Origin of the sequence: Herbidospora sp. NBRC 101105, from assembly GCF_030269205.1 — a bacterium.
In the GTDB taxonomy this organism is placed as follows: Bacteria; Actinomycetota; Actinomycetes; order Streptosporangiales; family Streptosporangiaceae; genus Herbidospora; species Herbidospora solisilvae.
On sequence record NZ_BSSX01000001.1, the window covers coordinates 582,376 to 600,195 of the forward strand.

Here is a 17,820-nt window from a genome sequence, read left to right on the forward strand (position 1 = left end):
CAAGGTGACCCGGGGGGAGATCCGCGTGCGAAGTCGTGGTGCGGGGGCGTTGGCCCTACTGATGGTGACCGGTTGTGCCACCACCGCCACAGCAGGGGAGGACGCCGCCCAGCAGAAGAAGGCCGAGTCGGTCATGATCTTTCCGACCAACGGGGCCGCGAACCTGCCGCCGGAGCTCCCGATCAAGATCTACGCGTCCGGCGCCCCGCTGGGGTCGGTGGCCGTCACCGCCGAGGGCGGCAAGCCGGTCGAGGGGGTCTACAGCGCCGACCGCACGATGTGGCGCAGCGTGCGGCCGATGATGCCGGGCACCCACTACACGGTCGCGGCGACCGCCGGGTCGGCGCGGGGGAGCAGCTCGTTCTCCACCCTCGCGGCCACCAAGACGTTCGAGATCGACACGCTGCTGCCGAACAAGGACTACACCGGCCTGACGGTCGGCGTCGGCATGCCGATCATGATCACCTTCAACACGGCCGTGAAGGACCGGGTGTCGATCGAGCGCAACCTGCTCGTGCAGGCGTCCAAGCCGGTCGAGGGCGCCTGGCACTGGTTCGACGACAAGACGATCGCCTACCGGCCGAAGAAGTTCTGGCCGCCCCGCACCAAGGTCCGGGTGACCGCCCGCATGGCCGGCGTGCGCGGCGACAACGGCCTCTACGGCGGCAAGGACGTCGTCCGCGACTTCACCATCGGCCGCTCCCAGATCACCAAGGGAGACATCACCAAGCACACGATGGACGTGATCCGCGACGGCAAGGTCATCCGGACGATCCCGTTCAGCGCCGGCAAGGGCGGCGTGTGGAAGTACCACACCACCAGCGGCATCCACCTGGCCATGTCGCGCGAGGACGTCACGGTCATGACCTCGCCCGACGCGGGCCCCGGTCAGGCGGGCTACTACCAGCAAACCGTCTACGACACCGTCCGCATCTCCAACAGCGGCGAGTACGTCCACGGCGCGCCCTGGTCGGTGGGCTCGCAGGGCAACTCCAACGTCAGCCACGGCTGCGTGAACATCAGCCCGTCGAACGCCAAGTGGTACAAGGAGCAGACGCTGATCGGCGACCCGATCATCCTCACCGGCTCCCCTCGCCAGCTCGAACCCACCAACGGCTGGGGCCACTGGCAGCCGAAGTGGAAGGACTGGCTGAAGTGGAGCCGGCTGCGCGACGCGACGACCGACCCGATGGTCTAGCCGAGCCGGTCCCGGAGCGCCGCGCTGCGGCGCTCCAGATGGGGGATGGCCAGCCTGCGGTGCACCCGGGCCGCCTGACCCGCGTGGTCGCGGGCGCGGTCCAGGTCGCCGAGGGCCTCGTACAGACCCGAGACGGCCTCGTGGATCGAGCCCCACGAGACGCAGCCGGTCCCCAGGGTGGCGATCTGGTCGGCGACCGGGAGCAGGGCCGTCAGCATCTCCTCGGGGGCCGGGCGGCCCATGCGGGCCGCGACCAGCGCCCACTGCCAGGCCGAGAACTGCCAGGCCCAGTTGCGTTCGAGGGTGACGCCCCAGCGGTCGAGCAGCTCCTTGGCGCCCGTCTGGTCGCCCGACTCCCACAGGGCCAGGATCGCCGTCGGGCGCAGCAGCCGGTCGGACGGGTCCTCGGCCCGCTCGACGAGCGTGGCGACCAGGGCCGCCGGCACCGCGTTCCGCGACCAGCCGATGTAGAACTCGCTCAGCAGGTCGACGAAGTCGGGCCCCCACAGGCTGGTGCGGCGGTACCACTCGCCGGCCAGCGCGCTGTAGCGCCGGGCCTCGGCCCAGTCGCCGTGCAGGATGGCCCGGCCCGAGGCGGCGTAGTTGACCTGGGCGGTGATCTCGGGGATGCGCAGTTCCTCGGTGAGCCGCAGGCAGCGGGCCAGTTCGGCGTCGTACTCGGCGATCGCGCCGTCCTGCATCAGGCCCTGCATGCGGTGCAGGCGTGAGATGACCTCGGTCAGCTTGGGCAGGCCGGGCAGGGTGAGGATCTCGGCCGCCGCGGCGAACCGCTCGGCGTCGTGCTCGGGCGACCAGGCGGCGATGACGTAGTTGTTCAGGGTCCGGGCCAGCAGTTGCGGGTCGCCGGTCCGGCGGGCCAGGGCGACCGCCTCGGCGGCGCAGGCCAGGCCCTCGTCGCGGGGGCCGTAGTAGAGCTCCACGGCGAGGGTGCCGAGGAGGGCGGCGCGGCGGGCCAGGTCGTCGGCGGGCAACCGGGCGAGCTGGTCGCGCAGCACGTTCACCATGCGCGGGTTGACGACGCCGTAGGACCACCAGTTCCAGAGCGTCACGCCGCCGAAGACGCTGGTGGCCTCGATCGCCATGTCGTCCTCGCCCAGCCGCATGGCCAGGTCGACCGCCTCGTCGAGGGGCGCGCGGGCGCCCAGCACGTCGCCCGTGACGCGCCGGGCCCGGCCGAGCTCGATCAGCAGGCGGCAACGCCGGGAGGTGCCCGCCGGGCCGTGGGAGGCCAGCGCGAGCTCCCAGTAGCGCACCGCCTCGTCGTAGGCCAGACCCGCGGCGGCCTGCTCGGCGGCCTTGACGGCGTAGGCGACGGCCTTCTCGGCGTGGCCGACGCGGGCGGCCTGGGCGAAGTGGTGGGCCAGCACCGGGACGCGGTCGAGGTCGCCGCCGCCGAACGACTCGGCCGCCTCGCCGATCTTCCCGTGCAGCCGGGCGCGCTGGAGGCGGGTGAGCTCGCCGTACAGGGACTCCTGGACCAGCGCGTGGGAGAAGCGGTAGTCCCAGCCGCCGTCGAGTTCGACGAGCAGGCCGGTCGCGACGGCCGGTTCGAGCAGCAGGAGCAGCCGGGCCGGGTCGATGCCCGCGGCGGCGGCCAGCACGTCGGAGTCGACGTCGCGGCCGGCCACCGACGCGGTCCGCAGCAGCGCCTGGGTCTCCTCGGGCAGGCGGGAGACGCGCTGCGCGATGACGTCTCTCACTCCGTCCGGTACGGGCAGGGCCGCGATGTCGGCCGACCGGGTGGAGGCCGCCAGGCGGAGCAGCTCGCCCAGGTAGAAGGGGTTGCCGCCGGTCCGGTCGTGGAGCACGGCCACGTGCTCGCGCAGGGCCGGGTCGCGGCCGTCGAGGTAGTCGGCGACGTCGGAGGTGGTCAGCGGGCCGACCGTGAGCCGTTCGGTGCCGCGCTGGCGGGCGAGCTCGGCGAACACGTCGACGGGCTGGGGGGTGTCGTGGTGGCGTACCGTCACGACCACCAGGAGCGGGATCCGGTGCAGGTCGGCGCCGAGGAACGTGAGGAGCTTCAGGGTGGCCGCGTCGGCCCAGTGGGCGTCCTCCAGCACGATCATGACCGGGCCGCGCGCGGCGCGCCGTTCGAGGGCGCGGGCGACCGCGTCGTGCAGCAGGAAACGGGCGGCGTCGGGGTCGGCGGCCTCGCCGGGGGCCGACAGGCGTTCGGCCATGGGCGGGTCGAGCAGCCGCAGGGCCTGGATCCACGGCCAGAAGGCGGGCGCGTCCTCGGCGCAGCGGCTCCACGCGGTGGTGAACCCCTGCCGGGCGGCCAGCTCGGCGGCGGCCTCGGCCAGGGTGGTCTTCCCGATGCCCGCCTCCCCGCCGATCAGCAGCACCCCGCCGGAGCCCTTGGCGGCGTCGGCGACGCGGTCGTGCACACGCCGCTGCTGGGCCGCCCGGCCGACGAACCGGGGCAGCTCGACCTGCGCCGGAGCGGGCGCGGCGACCACGGCGACGCGCGAGGGCGGCAGCTCCTCCTGCCGCAGCACCGCCTGCTCCAGCGCCCGCAGCTCGGGGCCCGGCAGCAGCCCGAGCTCCTCGTCGAGCAGCGCCCGGCAGCGCTGGTAGGCGGCCAGCGCGTCGGCCTGCCGCCGGTCGGTGTAGAGCGCCCGGATGAGCAGCGACCAGAGCCCTTCCCGGTACGGCGCCGCCTCCAGCAGCCGCTCGACCTCCAGCGCCACCTCGGCGGAACGTCCGAGGGCCAGCCGCGCCTCCGCCCGGGTCGTCAGCGCCGTCAGCCGGGCCTCGGTCAGGTGGGCGATGGTGGGCCGCAGGTACTCCTCGTCCTGCAGTCCCGTGTACGGCTCCCCGCGCCACAGGTCCAGCGCGGGGGTGAGGATCTTCTCCACCTGCTCGGGCGGGGCGGCCTCGGCCTGTTCCATGGCCCGCAGGAACCGGTGGGAGTCGATCTGGTCGGGGTCGATGTCGAGCAGGTAGCCGGGTTCGCGGGTGCGCAGGATCCGCGCCGGGGTGCGCGGGCTCCTCTCGGGCTCCAGGGCCTTGCGGAGCTGAAAGATGTACGCCTGGAGCGTTCCGGTCGCGCTGGAGGGCGGCTCGTCCTGCCAGAGGGCGTCGATGATCTGGTCGAGCGCCACGACCCTCGGGGCGTGCGTGAGCAGCAACGCCATGACCGCCCGCTGCTTGCGCGGGCCGAGGTCGACGGCCCGCCCCTCGCTGAGGACCTCCACGGGCCCGAGGACCCGGAAGTCGTGCCGCATCGCCGTTCCTCCCTGATGACTAGGACCACACTAGGATGCCGCCTCAGCCGCATACGAGGACACCATGGGACAACCTCTCCCATGAACGAAATCTCCGGATTCAACCTCGCGGTCCGCCACCACCCCGCCCTCGTGGCCGAGGCCGAGACCCCCGCCGACGTCGCCGAGGCCCTCGCCCACGCGGCCGCCCGCGACCTGCCCGTGGCCGTCCAGGCGACCGGCCACGGAGCCGTCCAGGCCGCCGACGGCGCGGTCCTGATCCTGACCTCGCGGATGCGCTCCCTGACGATCGACCCCGTCGAGCGCACCGCGACCATCGGCGCCGGCTGCACGTGGGCCGAGGTCGTCCAGGCGGCGGCCCCCTTCGGGCTCGCGCCCCTGTGCGGCTCCGCCTCAGGCGTCGGCGCCGTCGGCTTCACATTGGGCGGCGGCATCGGCCCGCTGGCCCGCACCTACGGGTTCGCGGCCGACCACGTCCGGTCGCTGACCGTGGTGACGCCCGACGGCGCGGTCAGGGTCGCCGACCCCGGCAGCGAGCCCGACCTGTTCTGGGCGCTGCGCGGCGGCAAGAGCGGCTTCGGCGTGGTGACCTCGCTGACCGTCGACCTGTTCCCGCTGGCCACCGTGTGGGGCGGCGGCCTCTACTACGCCGCCGCCGACGCCCCGGCCGTGCTGCGGGCCTACCAGCGCTGGGCGCCCGGCCTGCCCGAGACGCTGACCACCTCGCTCGCCTTCCTGCGCCTGCCGCCGCTCCCGCAGCTACCGCCGCCGCTGCGCGGGCAGTTCGTGGCCCACCTGCGGGTGGCCTCTCCCGAGCCTCAGGAGGCCCTCCTGGCGCCGATGCTCGGGGTGGCCGAGCCGGTGCTCGGCGGGGTGGGGGAGCTGCCGTACACGCAGCTCGACCGCATCCACAACGACCCCACCGACCCGATGCCGGCCGTCGAGCGCAGCACCCTGCTGCGCGAGCTGACCCCCGAGGCGGTGGAGACCCTGCTGACCGTCGCCGGGCCGTCGGTCGAGCTGCCGATCCCGGTGGTCGAGATCCGGCACCTGGGCGGGGCGCTGGCCCGCGAGCCGAAGGAGCCGAACGCGGTCGGCGGGCGGGACGGCGTGTTCAACGTGCTGGCGATCGGGCTGCCGGGCAGCGACCCCGGGGCGGTCGTGGGGGCGCTCGCGCCGTGGTCGACGGGCGGATCGCTGATCAACATGCACGGGGCGGACCTGACGACGACGGGGCGCGCCTGGCCGGAGGCGACCCGGCGGCGGCTGGCCGAGATCAGGAACCGGGTGGACCCCGGAAACCTTTTCCGAATCGGTCACGTGGCGCCCCGGTAATTGGATTACAGGGTTGTGGACGAAATCGTGGAATAGCAATTCATGGCTGGATTGTCATCTCAATTGACGTGAATTCCGGCGTAGACTCCGGGCCATGTCACCGGGGGTACAGGCGGCCACCTGGAACTCCCGCCCTCGCGCGCAGGCGGCCTGTCGAGGGCGGGAGCCGCTCGGCTTCGGAGCCCAAGAATGGCACTCGGTCGGCGCGCAATCGGAAACGCCCCATTTCTCCACTATTACGGAGGCGGGACTTCGGTGCGACCACGGCCGGAAGGAATGGCATGGGGCGCTGCGGACCGACTCCTTGAGAGCGGGCCGCAAGCGCCCGCCCATATCCGCCGCGCCCCAAGGCTTCGTGGCTGCGCCCTCGCTGCTTGCGGCGTCATCGGGTGCGCAGATGTGGGGAGCGCAGATGTCGGGTGCCCAGATGTCGGGTGCCCAGAGGTCCAGTGCGGCCACACCATGCGCCGCCATGCCGGGAGCCGCCGCGTCGGATGGCCAGACGACCGGTCGCGAGATCTGGTGAGGCCGGATGTGATTGGGGCCGGATGTGATTGGGGCCGGATGTGATTGGGGCCGGATGTGGTGGGCGAAATGTCTGGTGCCGTGGCCGGACGTGCCAGAAAACGGGACCTGTCGTGCAGCAGGACCTGCCGTCTGCCGCCCTCGGTGCACCACCTGTTCACCCGGTCGAGCCGTTGCCGGACGAGTACCCGTTGGCTCTCCGGCGCAGTCGCGTGGCGCCACGCGGACCCTCTCCAGGGGTGAAATGCGAAGCCCGGCAACGCGCCGCCGCTCACGCTGCTCGCGCTGCCGCTCATTCCCGCCATGCATGGGGCTGTTCTGGCGGGCCGAATTTGGAACGGTCCCCAGAAGAGGGGCGAACCAAGGTCTCACCGCGTTGTGCGTTGAGATGGAAAGAGGCGAGACGTGACCCGTTCGACCCGTGGTCCGCTGCGAGTCGCCGTGGCGACGGTGCTGGCCGTCGCGCTGGTCCTGGTCGGCGCGGACGGTTCTGCCGCTGCCGACGACGAGCTCGTCGAGAGGACCGACCGGCTGCTGTTCCAGATCCCGCTCCGCGACTTCATCGCCCGGGCCGACCATGAGAACAAGGACCGGGGGCTCGTCTGGGTCACCGGCGGTTGCCTGTTCGGCGAGGGCGGTTTCGACTTCGACGACGCCTGCCGGCGGCACGACTTCGGCTACCGGAACCTCCGGGCGCAGGGCCGCCTCACCCCCGAGGGGCGCCGGCGCGTCGACGACCGGTTCCTGGCCGACGTGTACGCCCTCTGTGGCCGCTACCAGGGCTGGGAGTCGTTCAGGGGCGTCGCCTGCCGGGGGGAGGGGCGGGTCCTGCACGCGCTCCTGCGCGGCGTGGGACGGGTCTATCCGGCCGCCGCCGTCGTCACTCCCTCGGGGCGGGTCGTCCGGCTCTACACGGGCGCCGAGGAGCCGTTCGCCGTGGGGCGCATCGGGGGCGGGGCGCCGGGTGACGCCGTGTGGGTGGACCGTTCCTGGAACCTGGGCGTCACCTGGATCCAGCTGGGGCTGACCAGGGTCCAGCCTCTCCTGACGAGCGCGGTCACGCCGCCGATGTGGGACCGCTACCAGAGCCTGCGTGCCTGCGGGCAGGCCCGTGGCGGGGCGGTCGCCTGCACGCGGTGGGTCACCATGTGATCGTCCAGGAAAAGAAGAAGACCCGGAGCGAAGAACGCTCCGGGTCTCTCCGTGAGAGAACGGGCTAGTGCAGTTCGCGCGGCTTGTCGCCCGCGCCGACCGCGGCGTGCTCGTCGTGGCCGTCATGGCCGTGGCCGTCGAGCGGGACGTGGTCGGTGCCGTAGAACTTGCTGGCCTTGGCGCGGAGCTTGCCGATCGGACCGCGCACGCCCTTGGGCGGGATGCCGTCCTTGTCCTCGTCGCCGGGGACGATCGGGATCTCCTTCTTGCCGCGCATGTGCTCGGCGATGTCCTCGGCCGGCGGCACGTGGACCTCGATGTACTCGCCGTGGGGCAGCCGCTTGATCACGCCCGACTCCACGCCGTGGGACAGGATGTCCTGGTCGCGGCGCTGGAGGCCGAGGCAGATCCGGTAGGTGACCCAGTAGGCGATCGCCGGGCCGATGAAGATGGCGAACCGGCCGATGATCGTCGTCTCGTAGAGCCCGATGTGGAAGTACGCCGAGATCCAGTCGTTGGCGCCCATCAGCCACAGGATGCCGTAGAACGTCACGCCGCTCATGCCGATCGCGGTGCGGACCGGGGCGTTGCGGGGACGGTCGGCCAGGTGGTGCTCACGACGGTCGCCGGTGATCCACTGTTCCGCGAACGGGTAGACCGCCAGGCCCGTCATGATGATGCCCATCGGCACCAGCGCCGGGATCAGCACGCTGAGCGGCACCGTGTGGTCGAGGAAGTTGATCTCCCACGACGGCATCAGCCGCAGCGCGCCTTCCAGGAAGCCCATGTACCAGTCGGGCTGGGATCCCGCCGAGATGTCGGCCGGGGTGTAGGGGCCGAACAACCAGATCGGGTTGATCTGCGCGAACGTGCCCAGACCCGCGATGCACGCGAACGTGAACAGGAAGTAGGCGCCCGCCTTGGCCATGAAGGCCGGGTAGAACGGCGCGCCCACCACGTTGTGCTCGGTGCGGCCCGGGCCGGGCATCTGGGTGTGCTTCTGCACCCACATCAGCACCATGTGGGCCGAGATGAGCGCCAGCAGGATGCCGGGGATCAGCAGGATGTGCAGCGAGTAGAAGCGCGAGATGACGTCTTCACCCGGATACTCCCCGCCGAACAGGAAGAACGTGATGTAGGTGCCGACCACCGGGATCGAGATCGCGACACCCTCGGTGATCCGCAGACCGGCGCCGGAGAGCAGGTCGTCGGGGAGGGAGTAGCCGGTCAGACCCTCGGCCAGGGCCAGCGTGAGGAGCAGGACGCCGATGATCCAGTTGAGCTCACGCGGCTTGCGGTAGGCGCCGGTGAAGAACACGCGCAGCATGTGGACGGTCATGCCGGCCACGAACAGCAGGGCCGCCCAGTGGTGCATCTGCCGGATCAGCAGACCACCCCTGACCTCGAAGCTGATGTGCAGCGTCGAGGCGTAGGCCTCCGACATCCCCACGCCCACGAGCGGCTGGTAGGAGCCGTCGTAGATGACGTGCTGCATGCTCGGCTTGAACCAGAACGTCAGGAACGTGCCGGTGAGCAGCAGGATGATGAAGGAGTAGAGGGCGATCTCGCCGAGCAGGAACGACCAGTGGTCGGGGAAGACCTTACGCAGGTTGCGCTTCAGGAAGCTGCCCGCGCCGAGCCGGTCGTCGAGGTAGGACGCGGTGCCCGCGATGGGCTTCGGAGTCTCGTTCACGACTGGTTCCCCCTGGCTTCCCGGGCGTCGGCCTCGGCGTCGCCGCGTTCCCAGAAGCTGGGACCGACGGGGACGTCGAAGTCGGCCTGGGCGATGAGGTAGCCCTGGCCGTCGACGCCGATCGGCAGCTGCGGCAGCGGCCGCGCGGCCGGACCGAAGATGACCTTCGCTCCGTCGGTCGCGTCGAACGTCGACTGGTGGCAGGGGCACAGGATGTGGTGGGTCGTCTGCTCGTAGAGCGCCGCGGGACAGCCCACGTGAGTGCAGATCTTCGAATAGGCGACGATGCCATCGTAGGTCCAGTTCTTGATCGTGCCCGCCTTGAGGTCTTCGGGACGGAACTTGATCAAGATCAGGGTGGCCTTGGCGAGGGCGTTGAGGTCGTGCTCGTAACCCTCGGGCACGACCGACAGGATGCCGCCCGGGGAGTCGAAGTCGGACGCCAGGATCGGCTGCCCGGTGCCTTCGACCACCAGCTTCATGCCCTTCTTCCACACCGTGTGACGCAGCGAGGTGCCGGGCAGCGGGCCCAGGTCCTTCAGCAGCACCAGCGGGGCCAGGCCGAGCGGGGCCGCCGCCAGCAGGAGCGTGCGGCGCATCATCTTGTGCTTGACGAAGCCGCTCTCGTTGGCGCCGGCGACGAACGTCTTGCCGACGTACTCGCGGGTGTCGCCGTCGGAGCGCATCTCGTGGCGCTCCTGGACGATGTTGTACTTCGGCATGATCCGCCGCACCCAGACCACCACGCCCGCCGACAGGGCCAGCAGGGCCACCGTCAGGCTGCCGCCGAGGGCGGCGTTGGAGACGCCGGTGCTGTCGATGTCGCCGACCTGGAAGATCACATAGGACGCGATGAAGGCGATGCCCGCCAGGAAGGCGATGAAGAACAGCAGGGTGACCGTGCGCTCGGCCTTGCGGGCGTCGGCGGGGTCGGGGAGCGTCACGCCGGGCGTCTCCACCTCGGCCGTGGCCGGGCGGGTGCCGAGTACGGCGGTTCCCTGAGCCGGGGTGCCGATGACGCGACGCGGCACGCGCGCCTCGTCATCGGGGCCGGGAAGCTCGTTTTCTGTCATTTTGATGTTCTCTTACGCTTCTTGGCGGTGATCCAGATGGCGGCGAGGGACATGAAGCTGATCCCGGCGATCCAGGCGACGAGGCCTTCGGTGACCGGGCCGATGCGACCGAGACCGAACCCGCCCGGGTCGGTCTGACCCCGGACCTGGGTGATGTAGGCGATCATGTCGCGCTTCTGCTCGGGCGTGATGATCGAGTCGTTGAAGACCGGCATGGCCTGCGGACCCGTGATCATCGCCTCGTAGATCTGCTCCGGCGTCGCCGGGTTCAGGTTCGGGGCGTACTTGCCGTAGGTGAGCCCGCCGCCGGCGCCGACGAAGTTGTGGCACTGGATGCAGTTGGCGCGGAACAACTCGCCGCCCTTGGCCGGGTCGCCCTTGGACGGGTCGACCATGTCGGCGGTGGGCCGCGTGGGGCCGCCGCCGAGGCTCTGGACGTAGGCCGCGAGCTGGTTGATCGCCTCGGGCGTGACCCACTCGGCGAGCGGCTTGCGGGGCGCCTGCGCGGCCGGGTCGGCGGCCGGCATGCGGCCCGAGCTGACCTGGAAGTCGACCGAGGCGGCGCCGACGCCCACCAGCGGCGGGGCCATGGAGGTGCCCTCGGCGTTCAGGCCGTGGCAGCTCGCGCAGTGAGCCACGAACAGGCTCTTGCCCTCGGCGACGTCGTCGGCCTTGCCCGACGCGACCGCCGCGTCGGCGGTGCTGTCACTGGGCGCGGCGGCGGCGTATCCGCCGCCCAGCAGGCCCAGCGCGAGCGCCACGACCGCGAGGCGCGCGAGGGGATGCCGCCGCCGTCGCGCGGTGATGGAGTTCACCGAAATCCCCGTTCCGATCATTTGATGATGTAGATGGTCGCGAAAAGGCCGATCCAGACGACGTCGACGAAGTGCCAGTAGTAGGACACGACGATCGCGCTGGTGGCCTGCTCATGCGTGAAGCGCTTCGCGGCGTACGTGCGTCCCAGGAGGAACAGGAACGCGATCAGACCACCCGTCACGTGAAGGCCGTGGAAGCCCGTGGTCAGGTAGAACACCGAGCCGTAGGCGTCGGAGGAGAGGGTCGTGCCCTCCTTGACCAGTTCGGCGTACTCGATCAGCTGCCCGGCGACGAAGACCGCGCCCATGAGGAAACTGACGAAGTACCAGAACCGGAGCTTCTTGACCTGGCCCTTCTCCGCGGCCCACACGCCGAACTGGCATGTCACCGAGGACAGCACCAGGATGATCGTGTTGACCGTCGCGAACGGGACGTTCAGGTGGGCGCCGGGCCAGCTTGCCGGGTCCTGACCCACGCTCACCGAGCGGATGGTGAAGTACATCGCGAACAGCGCCGCGAAGAACATGAGCTCAGAGGACAGCCAGATGATCGTCCCTACGCTGACCAGGTTGGGCCGGCGCGACGAGTGGGCTGTCGTCGTCGTAGTAATTGCGGATGCTGTCGCCACGCCCGTCATTATTGCGGCTCGTGGGGCCGGGTCGCCGCACGGCCCCCCGATAGGGGGTGCGAGCCGGGATGTCGAGGGCCGCCGCGGGCCGATAGCATCCCTGGTGGACCCTACCCGGTGACTGGAGTAAGCGACATGAAGGTTCTCGTCTACAGCGACGACGCGGCCACCCGTGAGAAGGTGCGGCTGGCCCTCGGGCGCCGTCCCGCCGCCGACCTGCCGCTGGTGGAGATCGTCGAGTGCGCGACCCAGGCCGCCGTGGTCCGCAAGCTCGACTCGGGGGAGATCGACATCGCGATCCTCGACTCCGAGGCCGCGCCGGCGGGGGGCATGGGCATCGCCAAGCAGGCCAAGGACGAGGTGCACGACTGCCCGCCAATCTGCCTGATCATCGCCCGCCGTGACGACCGCTGGCTGGCCAACTGGTCGCGTGCCGACGCCGTGATCTCCCAGCCGCTCGACCCGATGGTCGTCGCCGAGACGATCGCCGGGCTGATGCGCGGGCGGCTGCCCGCCGTCTCCTGACATCCACGATCCGAAGGACCGCCATGGACGCCCGTACCACCTGGCCCTCGCTGCTCAACGCGCTGCTCGCGGGTGAGCACCTGACCGCCGACGAGACCTCGTGGGCGATGGGCGAGATCATGTCGGGCGCGGCCACCCCGTCCCAGATCGCGGCGTTCGTCGTCGCGCTGCGGGCCAAGGGGGAGACCGTCGCCGAGGTGTCCGGCCTGGCCGGTCACATGTTGTCCATCGCCACCCCGCTCGCGATCGAGGGCCCGGCGGTCGACGTCGTCGGCACGGGCGGCGACCGGGCCCACACGGTGAACGTCTCGACGATGGCCGCCATCGTGGTGGCCGCGGCGGGCGCCCGGGTCGTCAAGCACGGCAACCGGGCCGCCTCCTCCAAGTGCGGCGCCGCCGACGTGCTCGAACACCTCGGCGTCGTGATCGACCTGTCGCCCGCGGCGACCGCCCGGGTGGCCCAGGAGGCCGGCATCGCGTTCTGCTTCGCGCCGGTCTACCACCCGTCGATGCGGTTCGCCGGGCCGACCCGCAAGGAGATCGGCGTCCCGACGGTGTTCAACTTCCTCGGCCCGCTGACCAACCCGGCCCGCCCGTCGGCGCAGGCCATCGGCGTGTTCGACGAGCGCATGCTGCCGGTCGTGGCGGGCGTGTTCGCCGAGCGCGGGGTCTCGGCCCTGGTCTTCCGCGGCGACGACGGCCTCGACGAGCTGTCCACCGCCGCCCCCTCGGTCGTGTACGTCGTCCGCGACGGCCAGGCCGTCAAGACCACCTTCGACCCCGCCGACATCGGCATCGCGCGTTCCCAGCCCGGCGACCTGAGGGGCGGCGACGTCGTCTTCAACGCGGGCGCGGTGCTCGACCTGGTCCGCGGCAAGACCGGCCCGATCCGCGACGCGGTGCTGCTGAACGCCGCCGCGGCGCTGGTCGCCCACGAGGGCCCGACCGCCGACGACCTGGCCGCGCGCGTCGCCGCCGCCTACGCCACGGTCGGCCAGGTGGTCGACTCGGGCGCCGCCGCGACGCTGCTCGACCGCTGGATCGAGGTCTCCCAGGGGCTGCGCGGGTAACCCTCTGGGCTGATCCGCGTTCACCTCCTGGGAGGACGCCCACGGGCCGGGCGGCGGCTTATGTTTCCGGCATGACGCGCCTCATCGCCCGCCTGGCCCGAGTGACGGCCCACGTGAGGGCCCGGGTGACCCGACGCCGGTCACCGGACCCGGCGGACGCCGTGACCAGGGAACGGCTCAGGATCGCCGAGGAGCTCCACGACGTGGTGGCCCATGACCTGAGCGTGCTCACCCTGGGTGTCGGCGCGGGCCGGGTCATCATGGACCGCGACCCCGAACGGGCCCGGCAGACGCTCCGCGACGCCGAGGAGGCCGGCCGCCAGGCCCTCACCGACCTGCAACGGGTGGCGGGCCTGCTGCGGTCGGGGAGCGCCACGACCACCGGCCCGCAGCCGACCCTGGCGGCGTTGCCCGCCCTGTTCGACCGGTTCCGGTCGGCCGGGCTGGCGGTGGGCTTCGCCGAGGAGGGCCGGCGGCGTCCCGGCCCCGTGCTGGAGCTGTCGGCCTACCGCATCGTGGAGGAGGCGCTGGTCAACGCCCTGGAGCACGGCTCGGCCCGCAAGGCGCAGGTGACCCTGCGCTGGCAGAGCGGCCTGATCGAGCTGGGCGTCCAGGACGACGGCGGCCCCCGCGAACGCCTGCTGGGCATCTGGGAACGCGCCGCCCTGTTCGGCGGCTCGGTCACCGCCGGGCCGGTGGCGGGCGGCTTCGAGATCCGGGTACGGCTGCTGACCGGCGGCCGCACCCGCGCCCTGATCGGAGAACGAACCGGCTGACGGCCGGCGCTCAGACCAGTTCCAGGCCTCCGTCGACCGTGAGGACCTGGCCGGTCAGCCACGTCGCCGACGGGTCGGCCAGGCGGAGGATCCAGGCCGCCACCTCGTCGGGGTCGCCGCGGCGGCCGAGCGGGATGCGGCCCGCCTCGTCGGACTTGACGCGCTCGACGGTCGCCGCGGGCAGGCCCGCGGCGGTGAGCGCCTCGCTCTCGGTGGGGCCGGGCGCCACGGCGTTGACGCGGACTCCGTCGGCGGCCAGTTCCAGCGCCCAGCTCCGGGTGAGCTGTTCGACGGCGGCCTTCGACGCGGCGTAGTGGGCGCCTCCGGGCAGGGGGCGGTGGCCGTAGGTGCTGGAGACGTTGACGACGCACCCTCTCGACTCGCGCAGGTGGGGGAGCGCGTGCCGGGCGAGCAGGCTCGGCGCGGTCACGTTGAGGGCGAACAGGCCGGTGATCTCGTCGGCGGTCGTCTCGGCCAGCGACATGATCTTCGCGGCCCCGGCGTTGTTCACCAGGACGTCGAGCCGTCCCCAGCGGGCCACGGCCGCTTCGACGACCTGCTCAGGCGCACCCGGTTCGCGCAGGTCGGCGACATGGACGCTGATCGCCTCGTCGCGGCCCGCCGTCTCGGCGAGGGCCTCGCGGCGGCGGCCGACGCCCAGGACGAGCGCGCCCGCCCCGGCGAACAGCCGGGCGGCGGCGCGCCCGATCCCCGATCCCGCGCCGGTGACGACGACGGTCCTGCCGGTGAAGTCCATGGTCCCTCCGAGGTTCGGGCGTCGGGGGGACGGCCGGAAATCTAGCCGGAAATCTAGTCGGCGTCGGGCAGGCCGATGGAGAAGGCGGCCTCCAGGTCGTGGCGGCTGTAGGTGCGGAAGGCGATGTGGGTGTCGGTCGCCAGCACGCCCTCGATCTTGTTGAGCCGCCCCGGCACGACCTCGGCGATCTCCTCGTAGCGCGCGACCCGGACCATGGCCATCAGGTCGAACTCGCCGGTGATCGAGTAGACCTCGCTGACGCCGGCCAGCCCGGCGATCGCCTGGGCGACCTCGGGGATCCGGCTGACGTCGGCCTTGATGTGCACGATCGCGGTGACCAAAACGTGCTCCTTTCCGAGGGCCCCAACCTATCGCAGCGGTCTGCCCTCCCTCGCTGAGCGGGAACCTCCCTGGTCGTACGCCCGGTCGATGCGCTGCTTGAGCCGGGCGGCCCCCTGGGCGGGCAGGCTCCAGCCGCCCTCGACGCGCACCAGCCGCACCCCCGGCGACTCGAGCCAGCGCAGGATCGTCTCGGTCTCCTCGGCGCTGGCCACGGGGATCGGGCCGGGGCCGGGGTGGACGGTCTCGGCGGTGGCGACCAGCGCCTCGACGTAGGGGACCGGGTGGGCGCCGCGCGGCATCACCCCGGCGGCGGTCAGCCGGCCGTGGCGGATCACGTGGATGTCCCAGGCGCCGTCTTTGGCGGGGGCGGCGGCGACCATCTGGCTGATGGCGGTCAGGCCGGTGAGCCGCTGCATACGGGCGGCGGCGCGCACGTAGGCGGCCAGCCGGTCGCGGTCGACGGCGGCCTCCTCGTAGCGCTGCTCGGCCGACAGGCGGTCCATGCGGGCCTCGACGGCGGAGAAGACCGCGCCGCCGTCGAGCAGCATGGCGTGACGGGCCGCCGCGACGTGGCGGGCGTAGTCGCCGGGGCTCTCGCGGCCCTCGCAGGGCGCGCCGCACTTCCCGATCTCGGCCAGCGCGCACGCGCTGCGCCGCACCGTGAGCGACAGGCGTTCGGTGCACTGGCGCAGCGGGAGGGCCTCGTGGATGGCGGTGCGGGCGTCGTCGGCGGTGCGGCTGCTGCCGAACGGGCCGAGGTAGGTCGCGCCGTCGTCTTTCAGGTCGCGCACGATGCTCAGGCGGGGGAACGGCTCGTCGGTCAGCTTCAGCCAGACCACCCGCTCGGGGAACCGGGACCGCCGGTTGTAGCGGGGCTTGGTCTCGCCGATCATGCGTAACTCGCGGATCTCGGCCTCCAGCGGGGTCGCGCACACGATGTGGCGGACCCGCTCGGCGATGCCGATCATCTCGCGGACCCTCGGCCGGGTCTCGCTCGCGGTGAAGTAGCTGCGCACGCGGGTGCGCAGGCTGGAGCTCTTGCCGACGTAGAGCGCCTCGCCGCGGGCGTCTTCGAAGACGTACACCCCCGGTTTGTCGGGCACGCCGTCGGCCAGGTGGCGCTTGTTGCGCTGTTCGGGGGTGGGCATGCGGACGAAGCCCCTGAGCTCCTCCAGCGAGTGGACGCCCAGGTTGCCGACCCGGCCGATCAGGCCGTGGAGCACGTCGACGGTGGCGCGGGCGTCGGCCAGGGCGCGGTGGCAGGGCTCGGTGGCGCTGCGGAAGTGGCGGGCCAGCGTGGACAGCTTGCAGTTGGGGGTCTCGTCGCGGGTGAGCACCCGCCGGGCCAGGTCGGCGGTGTCGACGACCGCGTTGACCGGCGGCGGGTAGCCCTGGCGGGCGCACTCGGCCTTGATGAACCCCATGTCGAAGGGGGCGTTGTGGGCCACCAGGGCGGCGCCCTTGGCGAACTCGAGGAAGCTGGGCAGCACCTCGGTCATCTTCGGCGCGGCCACCACCATGGCGTCGGTGATGCCGGTCAGCACCGAGACGAAGGGCGGGATCGGGCCGCCCGGGTCGACGAGCGTGGCGAACTCGCCCAGCACCTCGCCGCCGCGCACCTTGACCGCGCCGATCTCGGTGATCGCGCACTCGGCAGGGGAGGTGCCGGTCGTCTCCAGGTCGAACACCACGAACGTGACGTCGGCGAGCGGGGTTCCGAGATCGTCCAGCGTGCCCTGTTCCACGCTGACGACCATAGAGACCCCGACCGACAGTTCAGCGCCTCAGCGCCATTCGCGCCGGAGCACGGCGTAGACGATCTCGTCGGTCCACTCGCCCTTGACCATCTCGTTCTCCACCAGGTGGGCCTCCCTGCGCATGCCGAGCCGCTCCATCACCTTGGTGGAGGCGGTGTTGCGGCCGTCGCAGCGGGCCACGATGCGGTGCAGGCCGAGGCCCTCGAACCCCAGGCGGAGCATCTCCCTGGTCGCCTCGGTGGCGTAACCCCTGCCGTGGTGGTCGGGGTGGAAGACGTATCCGACCTCGCCCTGGAGGTGTTCGCGGCTGCGCCAGAACAGGAGGGCCTCGCCGATCAGCTCGCCGGTCTCCCGGAGGGTGACCGCCAGGCACAACGCCTGCCCCTCGTCGGTGAGCTCGGCGGTGGCCGCCTTGTCGGTCAGCACGGTGCGCACCTGTACGAGATCGCGCGGCTCCCAGTAGAGGAACCGGGCGACGTCGGGGCGGGAGTAGAAGGAGTGGAGGGCGGTCAGGTCGTCGGGGGTGAACAGCCGCAGGACCAGGCGGGAGGTCTCGATCGGGAGCGCGGGTCGGAGCATCCGGGCAGATTAAACCGGACGAACGCCTCAGGCGAGTTCTTTTTCCCGGTGGGCGGCCAGCAGTGTGGCCTCGGCGGTCAGGGCGGTCAGGAGGGCGCGATGGCGCTGGAGCTCGCCGTCGAAGCGCTGGGCGGCCGGGCCGGTCCACTTGGGGAAGGTGCGCAGCGCCCAGACGGGGTCGAGCACCTCTTCCATCTCGGCCGCCAGCCGGCGCAGATGGTCACTCGCGATCGTCACGCCCGCCATTGTGACATCCCGTGAGGAGATCTTGACGTAACGTGAGCGATTTATGAGACAAGTGGTTCGTGTCCTACTTGCTCCCCGTTCACGTCGCTGAACGTGATGT

Annotated in this window: 16 protein-coding genes; 6 read left to right on the forward strand and 10 right to left on the reverse strand. The window is 71.7% G+C overall.

Annotation, left to right across the window (positions count from 1 at the left end):
• Positions 1-49 precede the first annotated feature (49 nt).
• Complete coding sequence (locus QSK34_RS02665) at positions 50-1,198, forward strand: L,D-transpeptidase (RefSeq protein WP_285579487.1); 1,149 nt, start codon at positions 50-52, stop codon at positions 1,196-1,198.
• On the opposite strand, the gene QSK34_RS02670 is transcribed toward QSK34_RS02665, so the two are convergent.
• On the reverse strand, positions 1,195-4,446 hold the full coding sequence (locus QSK34_RS02670) for an ATP-binding protein (protein ID WP_285579489.1): 3,252 nt from the start codon (positions 4,444-4,446) through the stop codon (positions 1,195-1,197). The two genes, QSK34_RS02665 and QSK34_RS02670, sit on opposite strands and share 4 nt — an antisense overlap.
• An 81-nt stretch (positions 4,447-4,527) precedes the next feature.
• Between QSK34_RS02670 and QSK34_RS02675 the strand changes: the two genes are divergently transcribed.
• Positions 4,528-5,781 (forward strand): FAD-binding oxidoreductase, encoded by a 1,254-nt coding sequence (locus QSK34_RS02675; RefSeq protein ID WP_285579491.1) that lies wholly within the window; start codon positions 4,528-4,530, stop codon positions 5,779-5,781.
• Between the two features lie 930 nt (positions 5,782-6,711).
• Positions 6,712-7,458, forward strand: a complete 747-nt coding sequence (locus QSK34_RS02680) for a phospholipase A2 (RefSeq protein ID WP_285579492.1) — start codon at positions 6,712-6,714, stop codon at positions 7,456-7,458.
• Between the two features lie 64 nt (positions 7,459-7,522).
• On the opposite strand, the gene qcrB is transcribed toward QSK34_RS02680, so the two are convergent.
• Genes qcrB through ctaE form a run of 4 tightly spaced genes read right to left on the reverse strand, consistent with a single transcriptional unit; the run spans position 7,523 to position 11,677 of the window.
• Complete coding sequence (gene qcrB / locus QSK34_RS02685; RefSeq protein WP_285579493.1) at positions 7,523-9,151, reverse strand: cytochrome bc1 complex cytochrome b subunit; 1,629 nt, start codon at positions 9,149-9,151, stop codon at positions 7,523-7,525.
• A complete protein-coding gene (qcrA, locus tag QSK34_RS02690; RefSeq protein ID WP_161480174.1) occupies positions 9,148-10,224 on the reverse strand; it encodes a cytochrome bc1 complex Rieske iron-sulfur subunit in 1,077 nt (358 codons plus the stop codon). Before qcrA ends, qcrB begins: the two co-directional genes overlap by 4 nt.
• Positions 10,221-11,039 (reverse strand): cytochrome bc1 complex diheme cytochrome c subunit, encoded by an 819-nt coding sequence (qcrC, locus tag QSK34_RS02695; protein ID WP_285579494.1) that lies wholly within the window; start codon positions 11,037-11,039, stop codon positions 10,221-10,223. The genes qcrA and qcrC overlap by 4 nt, the downstream gene beginning before the upstream one ends.
• 17 nt (positions 11,040-11,056) lie before the next feature.
• Entirely contained in the window at positions 11,057-11,677 is a 621-nt protein-coding gene (gene ctaE, locus QSK34_RS02700; RefSeq protein WP_030450463.1) for an aa3-type cytochrome oxidase subunit III, read from the reverse strand.
• A gap of 126 nt (positions 11,678-11,803) precedes the next feature.
• On the opposite strand from ctaE, the gene QSK34_RS02705 reads away from it, so the two are divergent.
• The 3 genes from QSK34_RS02705 to QSK34_RS02715 all read left to right on the forward strand — a co-directional run bounded on the left by QSK34_RS02705 (position 11,804) and on the right by QSK34_RS02715 (position 14,039).
• Complete coding sequence (locus QSK34_RS02705) at positions 11,804-12,193, forward strand: response regulator transcription factor (RefSeq protein WP_030450462.1); 390 nt, start codon at positions 11,804-11,806, stop codon at positions 12,191-12,193.
• Between the two features lie 23 nt (positions 12,194-12,216).
• Positions 12,217-13,263 (forward strand): anthranilate phosphoribosyltransferase, encoded by a 1,047-nt coding sequence (trpD, locus tag QSK34_RS02710; protein ID WP_285579497.1) that lies wholly within the window; start codon positions 12,217-12,219, stop codon positions 13,261-13,263.
• 71 nt (positions 13,264-13,334) lie between these two features.
• Positions 13,335-14,039: a sensor histidine kinase gene (locus tag QSK34_RS02715; RefSeq protein ID WP_161480171.1), complete on the forward strand. Its 705-nt coding sequence runs from the start codon at positions 13,335-13,337 to the stop codon at positions 14,037-14,039.
• A gap of 10 nt (positions 14,040-14,049) precedes the next feature.
• Here the strand turns inward: QSK34_RS02715 and QSK34_RS02720 are convergent, their stop codons facing one another.
• The 5 genes from QSK34_RS02720 to QSK34_RS02740 are packed head-to-tail and all read right to left on the reverse strand — an operon-like array spanning position 14,050 to position 17,711.
• Complete coding sequence (locus QSK34_RS02720; protein WP_285579501.1) at positions 14,050-14,796, reverse strand: SDR family NAD(P)-dependent oxidoreductase; 747 nt, start codon at positions 14,794-14,796, stop codon at positions 14,050-14,052.
• 53 nt (positions 14,797-14,849) lie between these two features.
• The gene (locus QSK34_RS02725; RefSeq protein WP_030450459.1) at positions 14,850-15,137 is read right to left on the reverse strand and encodes an Lrp/AsnC family transcriptional regulator; all 288 of its coding nucleotides are present in this window, start codon (positions 15,135-15,137) and stop codon (positions 14,850-14,852) included.
• Positions 15,138-15,164: 27 nt separating this feature from the next.
• Positions 15,165-16,883 carry a DEDD exonuclease domain-containing protein gene (locus QSK34_RS02730; RefSeq protein ID WP_502875347.1) on the reverse strand — a complete coding sequence of 573 codons (1,719 nt, stop codon included), beginning with the start codon at positions 16,881-16,883 and terminating at the stop codon, positions 15,165-15,167.
• Between the two features lie 39 nt (positions 16,884-16,922).
• On the reverse strand, positions 16,923-17,474 hold the full coding sequence (locus QSK34_RS02735) for a GNAT family N-acetyltransferase (RefSeq protein ID WP_285579505.1): 552 nt from the start codon (positions 17,472-17,474) through the stop codon (positions 16,923-16,925).
• A 27-nt stretch (positions 17,475-17,501) separates the two neighbouring features.
• Positions 17,502-17,711, reverse strand: coding sequence for a hypothetical protein (locus tag QSK34_RS02740; protein WP_285579506.1), 210 nt, complete (start codon positions 17,709-17,711; stop codon positions 17,502-17,504).
• Positions 17,712-17,820 lie beyond the last annotated feature (109 nt).

Excerpts from the sequence above, each read along its gene's own strand:
- QSK34_RS02715 (WP_161480171.1), top strand. The coding sequence starts at position 13,335 with ATGACGCGCCTCATCGCCCGCCTGGCCCGAGTGACGGCCCACGTGAGG.
- trpD (WP_285579497.1), top strand. The coding sequence starts at position 12,217 with ATGGACGCCCGTACCACCTGGCCCTCGCTGCTCAACGCGCTGCTCGCG.
- QSK34_RS02705 (WP_030450462.1), top strand. The coding sequence starts at position 11,804 with ATGAAGGTTCTCGTCTACAGCGACGACGCGGCCACCCGTGAGAAGGTG.
- QSK34_RS02670 (WP_285579489.1), bottom strand. The coding sequence starts at position 4,446 with ATGCGGCACGACTTCCGGGTCCTCGGGCCCGTGGAGGTCCTCAGCGAG.
- QSK34_RS02675 (WP_285579491.1), top strand. The coding sequence starts at position 4,528 with ATGAACGAAATCTCCGGATTCAACCTCGCGGTCCGCCACCACCCCGCC.
- QSK34_RS02735 (WP_285579505.1), bottom strand. The coding sequence starts at position 17,474 with ATGCTCCGACCCGCGCTCCCGATCGAGACCTCCCGCCTGGTCCTGCGG.
- qcrA (WP_161480174.1), bottom strand. The coding sequence starts at position 10,224 with ATGACAGAAAACGAGCTTCCCGGCCCCGATGACGAGGCGCGCGTGCCG.
- QSK34_RS02720 (WP_285579501.1), bottom strand. The coding sequence starts at position 14,796 with ATGGACTTCACCGGCAGGACCGTCGTCGTCACCGGCGCGGGATCGGGG.
- ctaE (WP_030450463.1), bottom strand. The coding sequence starts at position 11,677 with ATGACGGGCGTGGCGACAGCATCCGCAATTACTACGACGACGACAGCC.